We start from the raw sequence: 18,228 nt of genomic DNA, 5'->3' as shown, positions 1-18,228 counted from the left end.
CATATATCGGCCCGATACATGTGGCGGTTATAGTGAGCGAGCGTCATCTCGACGCGGACTCGGGTCGGAACGGGAAGGGGACCGCACATGCTCGAACTGGCGATCCTCGGCCTGCTCCTGGAGACACCCATGCACGGTTACGAGCTTCGTAAGCGACTCACCGGACTTCTCGGTGCCTTCCGGGCCTTCTCGTACGGTTCGCTCTACCCCACCTTGCGTCGTATGCAGGCGGACGGGCTCATCGTCGAGAACCCCGGAGTCCAGGGCGCCGTCAAGCGTCGGGCACGTCGTGTCTACGAACTCACGCCGGCCGGCCGAGCTCGGTTCACCGAGCTGGTCGCGGACACGGGTCCGCAGAACTACACAGATGATGGATTCGGCGTACACCTGGCCTTTTTCGGGCGCACCCCCGCTGAGGCGCGGATGCGGATACTCGAAGGTCGGCGTCGCCAGGTCGAGGAGCGCCGTGAGGGGCTCCGCGACGCCATCGGCCGAGCAAGTGGGTCGTTGGACAGGTACACGCGCGGATTGCATCAGCTCGGCCTCGAGTCGAGCGAGCGCGAAGTGCGGTGGCTCAACGAATTGATCGCTGCCGAGGCAATGGCGATCACTTCGGAGAGTCCACCGCCCGCACCCACGACCGACACCTCGGCCGTGGCACACCCGGAGAGCACGTCGGCTCCGGCCACCCGATACGGAAAAGAAGGAGAACCCGACCATGAGTGACAACAGCACTGCGGTGCGCGTGGCCATTGTGGGCGTGGGTAACTGCGCGTCGTCCCTGGTTCAGGGCGTGCAGTACTACAAGGACGCCGACGAGAACACCACCGTTCCCGGCCTCATGCACGTGAAGTTCGGCAAGTACCACGTCCGCGACGTCGAGTTCGTCGCCGCGTTCGACGTGGACGCCAAGAAGGTCGGCTTCGATCTGTCCGAAGCCATCTTCAACAGCGAGAACAACACCATCAAGATCGCCGACGTGCCCCCGAGCGACGTCAGCGTCCAGCGCGGCCCGACACTCGACGGCATCGGCAAGTACTACTCGGAGACCATCGAGATCTCCGACGCGGAGCCGGTCGACGTGGCGCAGGCACTGCGTGACGCGAAGGTCGACGTGCTCGTCTCCTACCTGCCCGTCGGATCCGAAGAAGCCGACAAGTTCTACGCGCAGGCCTGCATCGACGCGAAGGTCGCGTTCGTCAACGCGCTGCCCGTCTTCATCGCGTCCGATCCGGTCTGGGCCAAGAAGTTCACCGACGCCGGTGTGCCCATCGTCGGCGACGACATCAAGAGCCAGGTCGGTGCCACCATCACCCACCGCGTCATGGCCAAGCTGTTCGAGGATCGCGGCGTCCAGCTCGATCGCACGATGCAGCTGAACGTCGGCGGCAACATGGACTTCCTCAACATGCTCGAGCGCACGCGCCTCGAGTCGAAGAAGATCTCGAAGACGCAGGCCGTCACGTCCAACCTGCAGCGTGAGTTCAATGCGAAGGACGTGCACATCGGCCCGTCCGATCACGTCGGCTGGCTCGACGACCGCAAGTGGGCCTACGTCCGCCTCGAGGGTCGCGCGTTCGGTGACGTCCCGCTGAACCTCGAGTACAAGCTCGAGGTCTGGGACTCCCCGAACTCCGCCGGCGTCATCATCGACGCCGTGCGCGCAGCGAAGATCGCTCAGGACCGCGGAATCGGCGGACCTGTCGTGCCCGCGTCCGCGTACCTGATGAAGAGCCCGCCGAAGCAGCTCGCCGACGACATCGCTCGTCAGCAGCTCGAGGCGTTCATCATCGGCTCCGACGAGCAGTAGCCACTCGCGAACGTCCCGACGGGGTCGTCACGGTCGATCACTCGGCCGCGGCGACCCCGTCGGCGTCTCACCGGTCGAGCGGGCCGTCGGGGACGCCGAGCAGGTACGACGTGGTGCCGCGGACACCGTCGGACACGAACACCTGGAACGTCTGATCGCAGGTCTCGGTACCGAAGCGGACGACGGCGAGTCGATGATGCGCACCCGTCACGCGCGGCCCCCGCGGAGGAGACGATTCCGTGAGCGGTCGGCGACGTGCGGACGCCGCCGCGTCGTGCTCGTACGTCACGACGGTGCCCTCGGTGGTGACCACGCCGACGGCCGTGATCGGTTCCGTCGCACTCGTGGACAACACCGGCGTGATCACGATCTCCCCCACCTCGTGGTCCCCGTCGGTGACGACGATGGTGAAGCGATCGGAGCCGAAGGACGACGGGTCGTCCTCCCACCGGTCCACGGACGCCGTACGCGAGTAGGTGAACATCCCGTCGGACGCGACGTCCGCGGTACCGCAGGACGGGCCGGAACCCAGTCGGTGGCTCCGCTGTGGGCACAGGGGCGAGGCGACGGACCCCGCCAGCAGGCAGGCCGTGACGGAGGTTCGAGGCATGGGGTCGCTCCTGAGGGTCGTGCGCCGGCCGGGTCGGCCGGATTCTCCTTGACTCACCGTGCCCGACGCGTGCACAAGAAGTGCAAAAGTGCCTGCGTGCGGCGCGAATACGCACAGCTGACTAGACTTGTCCGGTGACGAGTGACTCACCCGCTTCCGTCCGACTCGTCGGTGCCGTCACCGTCGAGCGTGGCTCTCGGGTGGTCGATCCCCGCATCATCGGTGGGCCGCGCTGCGTCGAACTGCTGTCGTATCTGACGCTCAATCGCCATCGAGAGGTCTCGCACGACGAGTTGGCGGACCTGCTCTGGCCCGAGAAGCGGCCGCGCACCTGGAATTCTGTGCTGCGTGGGGTGATCTCGAAGGTGCGGGACGTTCTCGACGCCGCGGACATCGCGGGTACGTCGATCGTGTCCCGTACCGGCATGGTGCGTCTGACTCTTCCGCCGGACACCACGGTCGATCTCGAGGAGATCCGGGACGCGTGCCGGCGCACGGAGGGATCACCCGCGGACCGCGCCCGCGATGCCCGGACGGCGTTGCGTCTGCTCGCCGAACCCGTGCTCGTCGGAGCCCACGGCGCGTGGGCGGACGACGTCCGGCGAGAGTTCGACGACCTGCGGCTCACGGCCCTCGAAGCGGACGCCACCGCGTCGATGGATCTGGGTGCGTTCGAGAATGCCGTGTCCTCCGCGGAGTCCCTGCTGGCAGCCGACCCCCTGCGCGAGAGCGCGTACCGCATCGCCATGCGTGGCTACGTGGCACTGGGCGACCGCGGACAGGCTCTCGGGGCGGCGGCGCGATGCCGAGCGGTGCTGGCGGACCGGCTCGGGGTGAGCCCCTCACGCGAGACCCAGTCGCTGTACCTGGAGTTGTTGGAGGACGACACCGAGACCACCCCACCGCAGCGCGAGGAGCCGCCGGTGGGATCCGCCTTCGTCGGACGCGATGTCGAGATGAGCCGCATCGTCGAGGACCTCGAGGCGGCCACTGCCGGTCATGGACGGTTTCTCCTGGTCTCGGGTCCGCCGGGGGCAGGAAAGACGTCACTCGCCCGCGCCGTGATGCAGCGTGCCCGCGCCGCCGGGACGGACGTCGTGTCGGGTCGCTGCAGCGAACACTCGACCATCCCGTACGAACCGTTCGTGGAGGCGGTCACCCGCGACCTCGACTCGCGCGGCGTCATCGGAGCGCGTCAGTGGCTGCGGACCAACGGCGCCGACATCCTCGGCATCATCCCCGGGGCCGCACGTCGATTCGGGGACCTCATCCCCCCGCACGTGGACGACGACCGCACAGGGGCGTCCGACGCGGTGCAGCGGTGGCTCGTCGGGCCCGCTCGACAGGCCCCGACCCTGCTCGTGATCGACGACCTGCAGTGGGCCTCCGGCACGACGGCCGCCCTGGTCCGCCATCTCGCGCGGTCGACGCAGAACGACCGACTCTGCATCCTCGCCACCGTGCGGGACGAGAACCTCGTGTCCCCGGAACTCCAGGCGACCCTCGACGTCACCCGGTTGTCGGCGGGGTTCCGCGAGATCACCCTGGGCGGACTGTCTCTGGCCGCGGTGCACGACCTCCTCCGCGAGCAGAACTCGACCCTCGACCCCGAGGCCATCGTGGCACGGACGGGTGGCTCCGCCCTGCTGGTCGCAGCCGTCATCGCGGCACACGAGCGCGAACCCGGCGGCTCGCTCCCCTTCACGGTCACGGACGCGGTGCGTCTCGCGAGTCGCGAACTCAGCTGTGACGCAGTCACTCTGCTCGAACTGTGCGCGGTGACCGGGGTGACGGTCTCGCGCCCGCTGCTGCGGGCCGCCTCGACGATCCCGTCCGATCTCCGTTTCGCCGAGACCCTCGACGAACTGCTGGCCGTGAACTTCCTGGTCGCCGGCGACACCGACGACGAGCTGGTGATGAGACACGCTCTCGTGCAGTCGACTCTGTACGACGCGATACCCGGGGCGCGGCGAGCGCAGATGCACTCCGACGTGGCTCGGGCCCTGGTCGATCTCGGTGCCGACACCACCGCCGACGAACTCGCGCGCATCGCGTACCACTTCGGCAGGGCGCTGGACTCCGACCGCTCCGAGGCCGCGCTCTACGCGCGGCGTGCCGGCGACGCCGCCTACGCGGTGTCCGCGTACGAGGACGCGGTGGTGGGGTACCGGACCGCCCTTCGGAAGATGGTGCCGCACGGCGACTCCCGCGAGCGGTGCCGACTGCTGATCGACCTCGGCCGGGCGCAGCGTAAGTGCATCGACCGGTCCTACCGGGCCACTCTCTTCGACGCGATCGCCATGGCGCGGAGACTGGTCGACGTCGACCTACAGGTCGACGCGACGCTGGCGGACACGATCAGTGGTGCGGGCCTGTTCCAGATGTTCGACCCGTTGCCGGAACGACTCGACAGCCTGCACGACGCACTGCACGTCCTCGAGGACTCCGGCCGCTCGAACAGCGCCGCCACGGCCAAGGTCCTGGTACTGCTGGCCATGGAGCTGAGCTGGACCGATGACTGGAAGGAACGCCGAGACCTTCTCGAACAGGCTGTGACGCTGGCGCATTCGGTGGGAGACCGCAGTGCCCTCGAGTCGGCGCTGCGCGCGATGCTGTGGTGCCTCCTGGTGCCCCAGTGCTGGGATCTGCGCCAGGAGGCGATGACGCGCCTCGTCGAGCTGGAGTCGACATCGTCTCGGCGGCATCGCGATCCGTCCGCCGCCACCATCCTGGCCAGGACCCAGCAGGCGTTCGGCGACCTCGGCGGCGCCGACTCGACACTCGCGGCGGTGACCCGGGCCGATCTCGCGGACGACCCCGAGATGACTTGGGCCATGGTGTGTTCCAAGTTCGGCGTGGACGTGTCGGCAGGACGACTGGTGCGCGCGGAGACCGTGCTGGCACGGATCTGCGAGACGCCCGACGCCGCGCTCGGCAGCCACACCTACGGCCGCGAACACACGTCGATCCTCACCCTCCGGACGATGCGCGGAGATCTCCGGCACTTCGCGGATCGGCGCGACGAGATGGCCACGATGTTCGACCTGATCCCGGCGTTCCGCCCGGTCGTGGCGTCCTCGCTCGCCGACGTCGGACGCATGGACGAGGCGCGCGAGCTGATGGACTGGTACGACGAGCAACGGCTCGCGGCGATCGCCCCGGACATGCTCTGGCTGATGTCGATGACCTTCATCGCCCGTGCCGGTGCCACGGTGGGCAACACACTGGTGTGCACCGACGTGTACGAACGGTTGCTGCCCTACGCGGAGCAGACCGTGTCGGTCGCCCCGAGCGTCTTCGGCGTGGTGCACCACCACCTGGCCGACGCGTCCCTGGCCACCGGTCACGTCGAGCGAGCGGGTCGCCATCTGCACGCCGCGCGGCGCCTGCACGTCGCCCGCGGCTTCGAGGGATGGAGCGCGGAGGACGCGTATCTCGGTCTCCGCATCGAGCACGCCCGCACCGGACGGCTCGCGGCCCGCGCTCTGGCGTCGGCCCGCACCCGTGCGGACGTTATCGGAGCCTCGGCGGTCCGGCGGCGCATCGACGCCGTCGCGGCACTGGTGGAGAACTCCGAGCGCTGACTGCTACTCGCCGACGCGGCCGTCCGCAAGACCCTGCGAGCGCCTGTGGACGGCCGTCCCCGGGGACGCTCGGTGGGCCCGGCTCACGGCTGGTCCGGGCGTACTCTCGGCCCGTGAGTTCAGACAGGATGGTGGCCCGCATCGGTGGGCTTCTGCGTCAGGCCGAGTCCACGGACAATCCCCACGAGGCCGAGGCGTTCATGGAGGCCGCGCAGCGTCTCGCGACCGCCGCCTCGGTCGATCTGGCCGTGGCACGCTCGCACACCGCCTCGCGCGAGAAGCGGGCGACGCCGGTGCAGCGCGTCGTCCACATCGGGGAGCACGGCAAGAAGGGCCTGCGCACCTACGTCCTGCTGTTCGTGGCCATCGCCCGCGCGAACGACGTGCAGTGCGACGTGGCGCAGTCGTCGACGCAGGTCTTCGCGTACGGGTTCGAGAGCGACATCGACACGTGCGAGGCCCTGTACGCGAGCCTGCTCGTGCAGATGGTGCGCGCGAGCGACACGTACATCTCGTCGGGTGCGTACCGGGACGCCACCGTGGACCGTGAGGTCACCGTCGTCCGAGGACGCCGGCGCTATCGCACGGTCGAGCGGGCGCCGCTCGCCGGCGTCACTGCCAGGATCGAGTTCCAGACCGCGTTCGCGCACCGGGTCGGCGAGCGCCTGGCCGCCGTCAAGAAGGAGGCCGAGGCCGAGGCGGTCGCCACGGAAGCTCCCGAGGCCGGCACCGCACTGGTGTTGCGTCACAAGGAGATCGAGCTGCGCGACTTCTACCGGTCCGCTTCCACCGCCCGGGGTACCTGGCGCGGCAGCTCGGGTCGCTCGTACTCGTCGGAGGCTCGGCGAGCCGGAGACCACGCCGGTCGACGTGCACGCCTGGGCAATCAGAGCGAGATCGGCGGCCCCCGAGGACAACTCGAACGGTGACCCGCGACAGCCAGCGCTCCCGCGTCTACGACGCCGAGCATCAGGTCCGCACCATGTTCGACCGCGCGGACGAACGGGGCCTGCGCACCGTCGAGATCCTCGGGTCCACGGTCACCCTGCCGATCGAGCGGCGCTTCGCCTCGCTCGACTCGGTCCAGACCTACGTCGACGGCGTCACCGCTCTGGACTGGGTGCGCAGCGAGTGGCCACGCGCGGCGGTCCCGGTACGGGTCCGGGCCCGCTCGGGCGCGGGCGCCGCGCACTACGAGGTCGACACCGCCACCATCGCTGTCCCACTCCACGTACGGGGACGCGCCTGGGCCCTGCGCGAGATGGTGGTGCTGCACGAGATCGCGCACCATCTCGAACCCGGCGATCCGGACGACCACCCCGAACCGGCCCACGGCGGCGCGTTCGTCGATCGCTATCTCACCCTGGTCTCGGAGATCATCGGCGCCGAGGCAGGTTTCGTCCTCCGCGCGACGATGCACTCGTGTGGAGTGCGCATCGGTTGACAGGCCGGGCACCATGGAAGCGACAGCCAGCGCACTCACCGAAGGATCACACATGTCCGTTCGCATCGGAGTTCAGCTTCAGCCCCAACACGCCCCCGATTACGGCCTCATCCGCGACGCGGTGTTGCGGTCCGAGGACGCCGGCGTGGACATCGTCTTCAACTGGGATCACTTCTACCCGTTGTACGGCGACCTCGACGGCGCCCACTTCGAGTGCTGGACGATGCTGGGCGCCTGGGCCGAGCAGACCTCGAACGTCGAGATCGGCGCGCTCGTCACCGGCGGCGGCTACCGCAATCCCGACCTGCTGGCCGACATGGCGCGCACCGTGGACCACATCAGTGGAGGACGGCTGATCCTGGGCATCGGCGCCGGGTGGAACCAGAAGGACTACGACAACTTCGGCTACGACTTCGGCACCGCCGGCTCACGCCTGGCACTGCTCGACGAGAGTCTCGCCCGCATCACCTCGCGTCTCGCCGTCGGCAATCCGGCGCCCACTCGCCACATCCCGATTCTCATCGGCGGTGGCGGTGAGAAGAAGACGCTCAAGATGGTCGCCCGCTACGCCGACGTCTGGCACAGCTTCGCCGACCTGGACGCGCTGAAGCACAAGTCCGAGGTCCTGGCCGGACACGGTGAGACCGTCGGCCGCGACGTGTCGCAGATCGAGCGATCGGTGGCGTGGCCGGGCGCGGACGACGCGCAGGCCTTCGTCGACGCCGGAGCCACCCTCTTCACCGTCGGCGTCAACGGCCCCGACTACGACCTCACCGAGCTGACCGGCGCGATCTCCTGGGCGCGGTCGCACCAGGGTTGACAGTCAGCCGGACTGCTTTCCGAACAGCCCCGAGCTGCCGTGTCCGCCGTGCGAGGAGGCGAACTCGTACGCGGACTCGGCATGCTCGTGTTCGTCGATGCCGTCCGTCTCGTGCTGCGGATCCGCTCTGATCCCGATGGTCAGCTTCAGCACCGTGGCGATGGCCGCGGTGACCAGGAACGCATAGGCGAGAACGACGACGACGGCGACCACCTGTCGACCCAGCTGCGTGACGCCGCCGCCGTAGAACAGGCCGTCGACACCGGGCGGCATGTCGCTGCTCGCGAGGAGGCCGATCATGAGCGTGCCGACGATGCCGCCGACCAGGTGCACTCCGACCACGTCGAGCGAGTCGTCGTACCGGAAGCGGTACTTGAGGCCGATCGCCAGGGCGCAGGCGACACCGGCGGCAGCGCCGACGCCCAGAGCGCCGATCGGGGTGACGGCCGTGCACGACGGCGTGATGGCCACCAGACCGGCGACGACACCCGACGCCGCGCCGAAGGATGTGGCCTTCCCGTCGCGGATCTTCTCGACCACCAGCCACGCCACCATCGACATCGCGCCCGCGCCCATCGTGTTGACCAACGCGACCGCGGCGACGCCGTCCGCCGCGAGCGACGATCCGGCGTTGAAGCCGAACCAGCCGAACCACAGCAGCCCGGCACCCACCATGACGGCGGGCAGGTTGTGCGGCCGCATCGCCTCCCGGGGCCACCCACGACGCTTGCCGACGACCAGGGCGAGCGCCAGTCCGGCCGCGCCGGCATTGATCTCCACCGCGGTGCCCCCGGCGAAGTCGATGGCCTTCAGCTGGTTGGCGATCCAGCCCCCGGTCTCCGCCGTGACACCGTCGAACGCGAACACCCAGTGTGCGACGGGGAAGTAGACGAGTGTCGCCCAGAGGCCGGCGAAGATCACCCACGGCATGAAACGCATCCGGTCGGCGACGGCGCCGGACACGAGCGCCACGGTGACCATCGCGAAGCCTGCCTGGAAGGCCACGAAGGCGAGCGCCGGAACGGTTCCCACCAGCGGGATCTCGACCGCGCCGCCCCCTGCTCCGAAGCTGCCGCCGATCAACGAGGTGAGGCCGGCGAACTGCGTCGGGTCCCCGATCCACCCACCGACGCTGTCGTCGCCGAACACCATCGAGTATCCGAACAGGACCCACAGGACCCACACGACCCCGATGGCCGACAGGCTCATCATCATCATGTTCAGCACGCTCTTCACGCGCACCATGCCGCCGTAGAAGAACGCGAGCCCCGGAGTCATCAACAGCACCATCGCGGCACTGGCCAGAACCCACGCCGTGTTGCCGGCATCCGGAGCGCCCGTCAGCGGGTACTCGAGACTGGAGTACATACGAACACCTTCCGTCCCCCGGCGCACACCCTCCAGGCGTCCTGGATAGTCGGTGACGTGCGCCCCGACGGAGACTAGACCCCTGGTCGGAGCGGTCCCCACGGCGATCACCGGCAACAGATCACTGAGCACAACCATTGCGCGTTCGACGTTTCGGTGATCCCGGCACGTGAGCCCTAGTGTTCATCTCATGCTTGCGCACCGCGTGGGACGGAAACTCATCGTCCTCGTCTCCACACTTCTCCTCGCCGTCCTCCTCGCGTCCTGCGGCACCTCGGACGGCGGCTCGTCGGACGGCTCCTCGTCCGCTGCCGCGGCACCGACCGAACTGTGCTCACCTCCCGGTGTGGACAGCGCGTCGTCCACGCCGACCAACTTCGACGCCGCGGCCGCCGCCGCGACCGAGGATCGGTACACGACGCCGTCGGTCACGCCGCTCGATCGCATCGACACCTCGCAGCTCGGACTGATCACGCCCGGCCAGCTCACCGTCGGCACGCTCTCCGACGCGCCGCCGAGCATCTGCGTCGACGGCTCCGGCACCTACACCGGCTACGACAACGAGCTGCTGAAGGCCGTCGCCGCGAAGCTCGGCCTGCAGATCAACTTCTCGGGCACCGAGTTCTCGGGTCTGCTCGCGCAGGTCGCCGGCCGACGCTTCGACGTCGGGTCGTCGTCCATCACCACCACCGACGAGCGGCGCAACACGGTCGGCTTCACCAACGGCTACGATTTCGGCTACTTCTCCCTGGTCGCGAAGGCCGGCGGACCGATCACCGCCTTCGAGAACCTGGGGCCGGACACCCGTATCGGCGTCGTGCAGGGAACGGTGCAGGACGACTACGTCGTCAACACCCTGGGCCTGGACCCGGTGAAGTTCCCCGACTACAACACCGCGTACGCAAATCTCCGCACCGGACAGATCGACGCCTGGGTCGCACCGTCGCAGCAGGCCGAGGGCCTGGTGAAGCCGGAGGACGGCACCGCGATCACGCAGAACACGTTCAGCCTCAACAACTTCGTCGGGTGGGCCGTCGCGCGGGACAACCAGCCGCTGATCGACGCGTTGAACTCCGGCCTCGACGCGATCATCGAGGACGGGACCTGGGCCCAGCTGTACTCCGACTGGGTGCCGCGCGAACTCCCGGAAGGATTCAAGCCCGGTAGCAAGGCAGCGCCGCAGCCCGAGCTTCCCGACTTCGCGGCCATCGCCGCCGAGAACGACGCGAATGCTCCCGCCGCGCAGGCCGTCGCACCGAAGTCGACGTTCGAGCAGCTCGGCGACACGTTCTTCGACTGGAACCTCTACAAGCAGGCGCTGCCGGACCTGCTGAAGACCGGACTGCCGAACACGCTGATCCTGGCGCTGGCATCGGGCATCATCGGCACGGTTCTCGGCATGCTGCTCGCACTGGCGGGCCTGTCCCGGACCCGCTGGCTGCGCTGGCCGGCACGCGTCTACACCGACATCTTCCGCGGACTGCCCGCCGTCGTGATCATCCTCGTCATCGGTCTCGGCATCGGACCCGTGGTCAGTGGACTCACCGGCAACAACCCGTACTGGCTCGGTGCGGTGGCGCTGTCGCTGCTCGCGGCCGCGTACATCGGCGAGATCTTTCGATCCGGCATCCAGAGCGTCGAGAAGGGGCAGATCGAGGCAGCGCGTGCTCTCGGGTTCAGCTACCGACGCTCGATGCGCCTGGTCGTGGTGCCGCAGGGTGTCCGGCGCGTGCTTCCCGCACTCGTCAACCAGTTCATCTCGCTGATCAAGGACTCGTCGCTGATCTACTTCCTGGGTCTGCTGGCGACGCAGCGCGAACTGTTCGCCGTCGGCCGAGACCTCAACGCGCAGACCGGAAACCTGTCACCCCTGGTGGCGGCCGGACTCGTCTATCTCGCGATGACCGTCCCGCTGACCCACCTGGTCAACTACATCGACAAGCGTCTGCGCGTCGGCAAGGCCGAGCAGACACTCGACCCGGTCGAGCAGGCCATCGTCGTGGAAAGAGGCTGACACATGACCACCGCACCCTCGACCGAGCCGTTGACCGGCGTCTCACTCGCCGGCCGTGACCTGCACCTGTCCTTCGGCACCAACAAGGTCCTGCGCGGCGTCGACATCGACGTCGCCGCAGGAGCCACCACCACGGTCATCGGACCGTCCGGGTCGGGCAAGTCCACGCTCCTGCGCGTGCTCAACCGACTGCACGAGCCCGAGCAGGGCGACATCCTGCTCGACGGACGCTCGGTGCTGAAGGACGATCCAGACGCGCTGCGCCAGCGCATCGGCATGGTGTTCCAGCAGTTCAACCTGTTCCCGCACCGGACCGTCCTCGACAACGTCGCGCTCGGTCCGTGGAAGTTGAAGGGACTGAGCAAGGACGACGCACACGCCGCCGCGCTCGCCCAGCTCGACAAGGTGGGCCTGAAGGAGAAAGCGGGCTCGCGCCCCGGCAACCTCTCCGGCGGTCAGCAGCAGCGAGTGGCCATCGCGCGAGCACTCGCCATGGAACCGCAGGTGATGTTCTTCGACGAGGCCACGTCCGCCCTCGACCCGGAGCTCGTCAAGGGCGTGCTCGCCCTCATGGCGGACCTCGCGACCGGCGGCATGACGATGGTCGTCGTCACGCACGAGATGGGCTTCGCCCGCTCGGTGTCCGACCGCGTGCTGTTCATGGACCACGGCAGCGCCGTCGAGGTGGGCCCGCCCGCAGCGCTGTTCGACGACCCGCAGACCGAGCGACTGCAGAGGTTCCTGTCCGAAGTGCTCTGATCCCCGAGCCGCGAATGTGACGCGGCGCACAGCATCCCGCGTACGGTCGAGAGAGATGCCGACATTCGCACTCGAGAATGTCGGCGCTCTACCTCGAACGGGAGCTGAAAACATGGCCGACAACAGAGCCGTCGCCTACGCCGGAGCCGGGAAGGTCGAGGTCGTCGACATCGACTTCCCCAGCTTCACCTTGCAAGACGGGCCCGGCGTGAACCCGGCGAGTGTGGGCCGCGAGTGCCCGCACGGAGTGATCCTGAAGGTGGTGTCCACCAACATCTGCGGCAGCGATCAGCACATGGTTCGCGGCCGCACGACGGCACCCGAGGGCCTGGTGCTCGGGCACGAGATCACGGGCGAGGTCATCGAGGTGGGCCGCGACGTGGAGTTCATCAAGCAGGGTGATCTGTGCTCGGTGCCGTTCAACATCGCGTGCGGTCGCTGCAAGAACTGCAAGGAACGCAAGACCGGCATCTGCCTGAACGTCAATCCTGATCGTCCCGGCGCCGCCTACGGCTACGTCGACATGGGCGGCTGGGTCGGCGGCCAGGCCGAATACGTCATGGTGCCGTACGCGGACTGGAACCTGCTGAAGTTCCCCGACCGCGATCAGGCCATGGAGAAGATCCTCGACCTGACGATGCTGTCGGACATCTTCCCCACCGGCTTCCACGGCTGCGTGACGGCCGGAGTAGGAGTCGGGTCGACGGTCTACATCGCCGGCGCCGGACCCGTCGGACTCGCCGCGGCGGCCAGCGCGCAACTGCTCGGCGCCGCCGTCGTCATCGTGGGCGACCTCAACGAGAGCCGGCTCGCGCAGGCCCGAAGCTTCGGTTGCGAGACCGTCGACGTCAGCAAGGGCGATCCGAAGGATCAGATCGAGCAGCTGCTCGGGGTACCGGAAGTCGACTGCGGCGTCGACGCCGTCGGTTTCGAGGCACGCGGTCACGGTGACGGGTCGGCGACGGAAGCGCCGGCCACCGTGCTGAATTCGCTGATGGACATCACGACGGCGGGTGGGTCGCTCGGAATTCCGGGGTTGTACGTCACCGGCGATCCCGGCGCATCCGACGAAGCCGCCAAGGTCGGCGCGTTGTCGCTGAGCCTCGGCACCGGGTGGGCCAAGTCGTTGTCCTTCGCCACCGGACAGTGCCCGACGATGCAGTACCACCGCGGGCTGATGATGGCGATCCTGCACGATCGCGTGCAGATCGCGAAGGCCGTCAACGCACGCGCTATCTCACTCGAGCAGGCTCCGCAGGGCTACGCCGACTTCGACTCCGGTGAGGCCACGAAGTTCGTGCTCGACCCCCACGGGCTCCTCGGCGCGGCCTGACCGACTCTCGCGAGGTGGGCTGTCGCGCCCACCTCGCGAGTGCGCGTCAGCCCAAGAACGCGAGCAGTTCCTGGTTGAACCGATCCGGGTGCGAGGTGTTGAACCCGTGCGGGCCGCCCTCGACGAGTACCAGAGTGCTGTTCGCGATCGTCTCGTGTGAGCGCTTGCCGCTCACCTCGAACGGAACGATGGCGTCCGCGTCGCCGTGGATGACGAGGGTGGGGACGTCGATCTTCGGCATGTCCTCACGGAAGTCGGTGCGCGCGAACGCCTCGATGCAGCCGAGGATCGCCGGTGTCGACGCTTCGGCCGCCATGTCCACCGCGTACTGACGATCCTCCTCCGAGACCTTCAGCTCGCCGTTCGCGCTGAAGAAGTTGGTGGCGAAGCCGTCGAGGAAGGCGTTGCGGTCCTCCTCGACGCCGTTCTCGAACCCCGCGATCGTCTCGTCGTCGAGGCCGCCGTCGGGGTTGTCCTCGGACTTGTAGAGGTACGGGGGAACAGCACCGGCGAGCACCGCCTTCGCGATGCGGTCGCTGCCGTACTTCGCGAGGTAGCGCACCACCTCGCCGCCGCCCATGGAGAAACCCACCAGCGTCACGTCCCGCAGGTCGAGCGTCTCCAGCAGGACCGACAGGTCCGCGGCGAACGTGTCGTAGTCGTAACCGGACTCGGGCTGCGACGAGCTGCCGAATCCACGCCGGTCGTACGTGACGACGCGGTGGCCCGCGTCGAGCAGTGCGACGATCTGGGGCTCCCACGACCGCTCGTTGAGCGGCCAGCCGTGGATCAACACCACCGGCGCGCCCTCGCCTCGGTCCTGGTAGTGCAGGTCGATCGGGGCGTCGTTCTCGACTCCCACCGAGAGCATCGGCATGTCGTGCCTCCTTCGTCGCGGTGTCTCCGCGTCGCTCTCGGTCTACCCGGAGCGTGCCCCGACGACACACGTTCGCCCACCGTTCACCTTCCTGCACCCGGGGAGTTGCTTACCTTCCCTTTGCCTTTTGCCCGGCACTTCTACGGTCGACCGGTGACCACGATTCCGCTTCCCCTGATCGTCTCCCATCAGCACGACGGCAGCTCCTCGCGGTCGTCGCTGACGTGCAAGTACAAGTGCGGCGACGCCTGCTTCCACGAGGTGCCCAACACGTCGTCGAGCGCGTACTTCGGCGACATAGTCAAGACGGCGATGACGCGCCGCGGCATCCTGCGCGGTAGTGCGATGGCCGTGCTGGCCGTCGGCGCCACCAGCGCCCTCGCCGCGTGCGGCACAGAGGACTCGGGCACGGCCACCACCGCGTCGGCCACCCCGACCCCGGAGCCGCGTGGACTCGACTTCGCCGCCGTCGCGCCCAACACCGAGGACGCGGTCGTCGTCCCGGAGGGGTACGAGCAGGCCGTCGTCATCCGGTGGGGCGACCCGGTGGTCGAGGGTGCGCCTGCCTTCGACTTCGACAACCAGACCTCGGCGGCCCAGGAGAAGCAGTTCGGATTCAACAACGACTTCGCGGGTCTGCTGCCGATCGACGGGTCGTCCACCGAGTACCTGCTGGTGGTCAACCACGAGTACACGACGGAACCGTTCCTCTTCAAGGGGTACGACGCGGAGAACCCCACCGCGGAGCAGGTCGCCATCGGCCTTGCCGCCCATGGTCTCTCGGTGGTCCAGGTGGCCGGTGAGAACGGCTCGGGCAAGCTCACCCCGCAGATGGGCCGCTACAACCGTCGCATCACCGGATCGACCGAGTTCGTCCTCACCGGACCCGCGGCCGGCAGTGACTTCCTCAAGACCTCCGCCGATCCCACCGGCACCAGGGTGTTCGGCACGTTCAACAACTGCTCCGGTGGCGTCACCCCGTGGGGCACCGTGTTGTCCGGCGAGGAGAACATCAACCAGTACTTCGCCAACGCCGAGAGTGTGACCGACCCCGTGGTCGCCGAGCGTCTGGCGCGCTACGGCGTGGAAGGTGCTGCGTCCGAGCGCAAATGGGAGCGATTCGACAAGCGCTTCGATCTGGCGCAGGAGCCGAACGAGGTGAATCGCTTCGGCTGGGTCGTCGAGGTGAACCCGTGGGATCCCACCGCAGCGCCGATCAAGCACACGGCACTCGGCCGGTTCAAGCACGAGGCCGCGACCATCCACGTGACCGACGACGGCACCGTGGTCGCCTACAGCGGTGACGACGAGCGTTTCGACTACATGTACAAGTTCGTCTCCAGCCGGAAGATGATGCAGGGCACCGGCGCTGCGGCACTGCGGTCCAACGTGACGCTTCTCGACGCCGGAACCCTCTACGTCGCGACGCTCTCCGGTGACGCGCCCGACCAGATCGACGGCTCCGGAAAGCTCCCGACGACGGGACAGTTCGCCGGCAAGGGCGAGTGGATCCCGTTGTTGCGTACCGGCGAGGACGGCCGCGGCGAGTCCCTGGTCGACGGCATGTCCGCCGAGGAGGTCGCCGTCTTCACGCGCCTTGCCGGTGACAAGGTCGGCGCCACCAAGATGGACCGGCCGGAGGACTTCGAGCCGAACCCCGTCACCGGCAAGGTGTACGTGGCGCTGACCAACAACTCGAACCGAGGCACCGAGGGCAAGGCCGCCGCCGACGAGGCGAATCCGCGGGACAAGAACAAGAACGGCCAGGTCCTCGAGCTCGACGACGACCACGCCGGGACCAGTTTCACGTGGAACCTTCTGCTCGTCTGTGGCGATCCCGCAGCCGCCGACACCTACTTCGGTGGCTTCGACAAGTCGCAGGTCAGCCCGATCTCGTGCCCGGACAACCTGGCGTTCGACGCCGACGGCAACCTGTGGGTGTCGACGGACGGCAACGCCCTCGACTCCAACGACGGCCTGTTCTCGGTGGTTCTCGACGGTGACCGCCGCGGCCAGACGAAGCAGTTCCTCACCGTGCCGAAGGGCGCCGAGACCTGCGGTCCGATCGTGCAGGAGCAGCGTGTCGTCGTGAGCGTGCAGCACCCGGGCGAGGAGGACGACGCCAGTGCCGACGCCCCCGCCTCGCACTGGCCCGACGGTGGCGACTCGCAGCCCCGTCCGTCGGTCGTCGCGGTGTGGAAGGTCTGACCTTCTCCCTGCCGTCGTGGACCGCGGTCAGCCCAGCCAGTCGAGCACGCTGGCCGCGGTCCACGATTGCTGCATGCTTCCCAACGGCTCTCCGGTGAACGGCTCGTAGTATTCGGCGAAGCTGCCGTCGCTGGCCTGCCGCAGCCCCTCCTCGCGCAACATCGCCGACCGCTCCGACCACCCGCGTCGAGCGAAGGCCCACGAGAACAGCCACGTCACCACCGGCCACACGGGACCGCGCCAGTACTCGCGAGGTCGGAAGTCCCGCGAGATCGGCGACGTCGACGGGGGAACGGCGTACTTGAAGTCCGGGTGCCCGCAGAAGCGCGGACCCTCGAAGAGTCGCAGCAGCGCCCGCTCGGTGTCACGAGGCAACCCACCGCACAGCAGCGGCGCGAACATCGCCATCGTGTCGGTCTTGATCCACTCCCCGGACCGCACGTCGCGATCCCGAGCCGCGCCGGAACGCGCGTCGGTGGTGGCGACGACGCCGCTCCGGAACCGGTCGGCCCAGGCGCGCAGGTCCCGCACGTCCGCATGAGGCCGGGAATGGTCCTCGCCGATGGTGGCCAGCACGTCACAGGCGACGGCGAAGATCGCGCTGACGAACACGTCCTCCACCGCGAAGCTCATGGCACTGTTCAGCGCGAGATCGTCGTACCGGGCGAGCTTCATCTCCTCGAGCAGCCAGAGATAGCGGTCGTACTCGATGTTGCTCGGGCGCTGCGACGAGTCGGTGACGATGGACGTGTCCTCCCGGATGTACGGCGGCACCGCCCCCGGAATCACCTTCGCGTACGCCGCGTCCCAGCGCGGCGAGTTGTCCATGCCCGATTCCCACCCGTGGTACAGCGTGATGCGCCCCGTGTGGTTCTGATCGCGTGCGTGTGCCAGCCAGCGGTGCCACCGCACCAGATCCGGCCATCGCCGATCGAGGAACTCACCGGCGACCTGCCGCGTGGTCCGCCCACGTCGACGGGCGTGATCGAGAATGCGCTGCACGGCGATCGCGTGCACGGGGGGCTGCGTGATGCCCGAGGTGTGGACGCCGACGGGTGCGTGCGCGGCGAGTTCGTTCACCTGCCAGCGGGCGGGCCCGGGAAAGTATCCGTCGACACCGCTGGCGAAGACGATGTGCGGGATCATGCCGTTGGACCACTGCGCGGACAACAGGGTGTCGAGCTCGACGACGGCCCGCTCGACACTCAACGGGGCGAGCCCGACCGACACGAAGGCGGCGTCCCAGCTCCACATGTGCGGGTACAGACGCGGAGCCGCGCTGGTCATGGTGCCCAGATCGTTGCCGCGCAGGAGATAGGCGGCCCGTGCCGCGAGCTGAGTCGGGGTGAATCCGGGGGCGGCCATGGGAGACATCATCCGTCGGACGGCGCGATCCTGCAG

The 18,228-nt window shown here is 68.3% G+C and carries 14 protein-coding genes; 10 read left to right on the top strand and 4 right to left on the bottom strand.

What is annotated here, in order from left to right:
- Positions 1-87 precede the first annotated feature (87 nt).
- A complete protein-coding gene (locus HQ312_RS03735) occupies positions 88-726 on the top strand; it encodes a PadR family transcriptional regulator (protein WP_027506004.1) in 639 nt (212 codons plus the stop codon).
- Positions 719-1,810: an inositol-3-phosphate synthase gene (locus tag HQ312_RS03730; protein ID WP_027506003.1), complete on the top strand. Its 1,092-nt coding sequence runs from the start codon at positions 719-721 to the stop codon at positions 1,808-1,810. The genes HQ312_RS03735 and HQ312_RS03730 overlap by 8 nt, the downstream gene beginning before the upstream one ends.
- Before the next feature lie 67 nt (positions 1,811-1,877).
- On the opposite strand, the gene HQ312_RS03725 is transcribed toward HQ312_RS03730, so the two are convergent.
- Positions 1,878-2,420: a hypothetical protein gene (locus HQ312_RS03725; protein ID WP_056440918.1), complete on the bottom strand. Its 543-nt coding sequence runs from the start codon at positions 2,418-2,420 to the stop codon at positions 1,878-1,880.
- A gap of 134 nt (positions 2,421-2,554) precedes the next feature.
- On the opposite strand from HQ312_RS03725, the gene HQ312_RS03720 reads away from it, so the two are divergent.
- The 4 genes from HQ312_RS03720 to HQ312_RS03705 all read left to right on the top strand — a co-directional run bounded on the left by HQ312_RS03720 (position 2,555) and on the right by HQ312_RS03705 (position 8,268).
- Positions 2,555-6,004, top strand: coding sequence for a BREX system ATP-binding domain-containing protein (locus HQ312_RS03720; protein ID WP_222637863.1), 3,450 nt, complete (start codon positions 2,555-2,557; stop codon positions 6,002-6,004).
- A gap of 113 nt (positions 6,005-6,117) precedes the next feature.
- Positions 6,118-6,933, top strand: a complete 816-nt coding sequence (locus HQ312_RS03715; RefSeq protein WP_222637862.1) for a DUF2786 domain-containing protein — start codon at positions 6,118-6,120, stop codon at positions 6,931-6,933.
- Complete coding sequence (locus HQ312_RS03710) at positions 6,930-7,448, top strand: TIGR04338 family metallohydrolase (RefSeq protein WP_056440909.1); 519 nt, start codon at positions 6,930-6,932, stop codon at positions 7,446-7,448. Before HQ312_RS03715 ends, HQ312_RS03710 begins: the two co-directional genes overlap by 4 nt.
- A gap of 52 nt (positions 7,449-7,500) precedes the next feature.
- On the top strand, positions 7,501-8,268 hold the full coding sequence (locus HQ312_RS03705) for an LLM class F420-dependent oxidoreductase (protein ID WP_027505998.1): 768 nt from the start codon (positions 7,501-7,503) through the stop codon (positions 8,266-8,268).
- A gap of 3 nt (positions 8,269-8,271) precedes the next feature.
- Here the strand turns inward: HQ312_RS03705 and HQ312_RS03700 are convergent, their stop codons facing one another.
- Positions 8,272-9,636 carry an ammonium transporter gene (locus HQ312_RS03700; protein WP_027505997.1) on the bottom strand — a complete coding sequence of 455 codons (1,365 nt, stop codon included), beginning with the start codon at positions 9,634-9,636 and terminating at the stop codon, positions 8,272-8,274.
- 190 nt (positions 9,637-9,826) lie between these two features.
- Here HQ312_RS03700 and HQ312_RS03695 point away from each other — a divergent pair, with 190 nt between their 5' ends.
- From HQ312_RS03695 to fdhA, 3 genes are all read left to right on the top strand, one after another.
- The gene (locus tag HQ312_RS03695) at positions 9,827-11,650 is read left to right on the top strand and encodes an ABC transporter substrate-binding protein/permease (protein WP_037185965.1); all 1,824 of its coding nucleotides are present in this window, start codon (positions 9,827-9,829) and stop codon (positions 11,648-11,650) included.
- Positions 11,651-11,653: 3 nt separating this feature from the next.
- Positions 11,654-12,409 carry an amino acid ABC transporter ATP-binding protein gene (locus HQ312_RS03690; protein WP_056440906.1) on the top strand — a complete coding sequence of 252 codons (756 nt, stop codon included), beginning with the start codon at positions 11,654-11,656 and terminating at the stop codon, positions 12,407-12,409.
- Positions 12,410-12,521: 112 nt separating this feature from the next.
- Complete coding sequence (gene fdhA, locus HQ312_RS03685) at positions 12,522-13,742, top strand: formaldehyde dehydrogenase, glutathione-independent (protein WP_027505994.1); 1,221 nt, start codon at positions 12,522-12,524, stop codon at positions 13,740-13,742.
- A gap of 46 nt (positions 13,743-13,788) precedes the next feature.
- Here the strand turns inward: fdhA and HQ312_RS03680 are convergent, their stop codons facing one another.
- Complete coding sequence (locus tag HQ312_RS03680) at positions 13,789-14,619, bottom strand: alpha/beta fold hydrolase (protein ID WP_222637861.1); 831 nt, start codon at positions 14,617-14,619, stop codon at positions 13,789-13,791.
- A 153-nt stretch (positions 14,620-14,772) separates the two neighbouring features.
- Here HQ312_RS03680 and HQ312_RS03675 point away from each other — a divergent pair, with 153 nt between their 5' ends.
- Positions 14,773-16,827 carry a PhoX family phosphatase gene (locus HQ312_RS03675; protein ID WP_222637860.1) on the top strand — a complete coding sequence of 685 codons (2,055 nt, stop codon included), beginning with the start codon at positions 14,773-14,775 and terminating at the stop codon, positions 16,825-16,827.
- Between the two features lie 27 nt (positions 16,828-16,854).
- Here the strand turns inward: HQ312_RS03675 and HQ312_RS03670 are convergent, their stop codons facing one another.
- Positions 16,855-18,192 (bottom strand): amylo-alpha-1,6-glucosidase, encoded by a 1,338-nt coding sequence (locus HQ312_RS03670; protein WP_204869410.1) that lies wholly within the window; start codon positions 18,190-18,192, stop codon positions 16,855-16,857.
- Positions 18,193-18,228 lie beyond the last annotated feature (36 nt).

It is taken from the genome of Rhodococcus sp. BP-316 (assembly GCF_019836105.1).
Taxonomy (GTDB): Bacteria; Actinomycetota; Actinomycetes; order Mycobacteriales; family Mycobacteriaceae; genus Rhodococcoides.
Note: the sequence above shows the minus strand (reverse complement) of the source record. Positions and strands in the feature narration are given on the sequence as shown.

What these genes read in the sequence shown, in the direction of transcription:
- HQ312_RS03735 (WP_027506004.1), top strand. Translation starts at nt 88, where the DNA reads ATGCTCGAACTGGCGATCCTCGGCCTGCTCCTGGAGACACCCATGCAC.
- HQ312_RS03730 (WP_027506003.1), top strand. Translation starts at nt 719, where the DNA reads ATGAGTGACAACAGCACTGCGGTGCGCGTGGCCATTGTGGGCGTGGGT.
- HQ312_RS03725 (WP_056440918.1), bottom strand. Translation starts at nt 2,420, where the DNA reads ATGCCTCGAACCTCCGTCACGGCCTGCCTGCTGGCGGGGTCCGTCGCC.
- HQ312_RS03705 (WP_027505998.1), top strand. Translation starts at nt 7,501, where the DNA reads ATGTCCGTTCGCATCGGAGTTCAGCTTCAGCCCCAACACGCCCCCGAT.
- HQ312_RS03700 (WP_027505997.1), bottom strand. Translation starts at nt 9,636, where the DNA reads ATGTACTCCAGTCTCGAGTACCCGCTGACGGGCGCTCCGGATGCCGGC.
- HQ312_RS03695 (WP_037185965.1), top strand. Translation starts at nt 9,827, where the DNA reads ATGCTTGCGCACCGCGTGGGACGGAAACTCATCGTCCTCGTCTCCACA.
- HQ312_RS03690 (WP_056440906.1), top strand. Translation starts at nt 11,654, where the DNA reads ATGACCACCGCACCCTCGACCGAGCCGTTGACCGGCGTCTCACTCGCC.
- fdhA (WP_027505994.1), top strand. Translation starts at nt 12,522, where the DNA reads ATGGCCGACAACAGAGCCGTCGCCTACGCCGGAGCCGGGAAGGTCGAG.
- HQ312_RS03680 (WP_222637861.1), bottom strand. Translation starts at nt 14,619, where the DNA reads ATGCCGATGCTCTCGGTGGGAGTCGAGAACGACGCCCCGATCGACCTG.
- HQ312_RS03670 (WP_204869410.1), bottom strand. Translation starts at nt 18,192, where the DNA reads ATGGCCGCCCCCGGATTCACCCCGACTCAGCTCGCGGCACGGGCCGCC.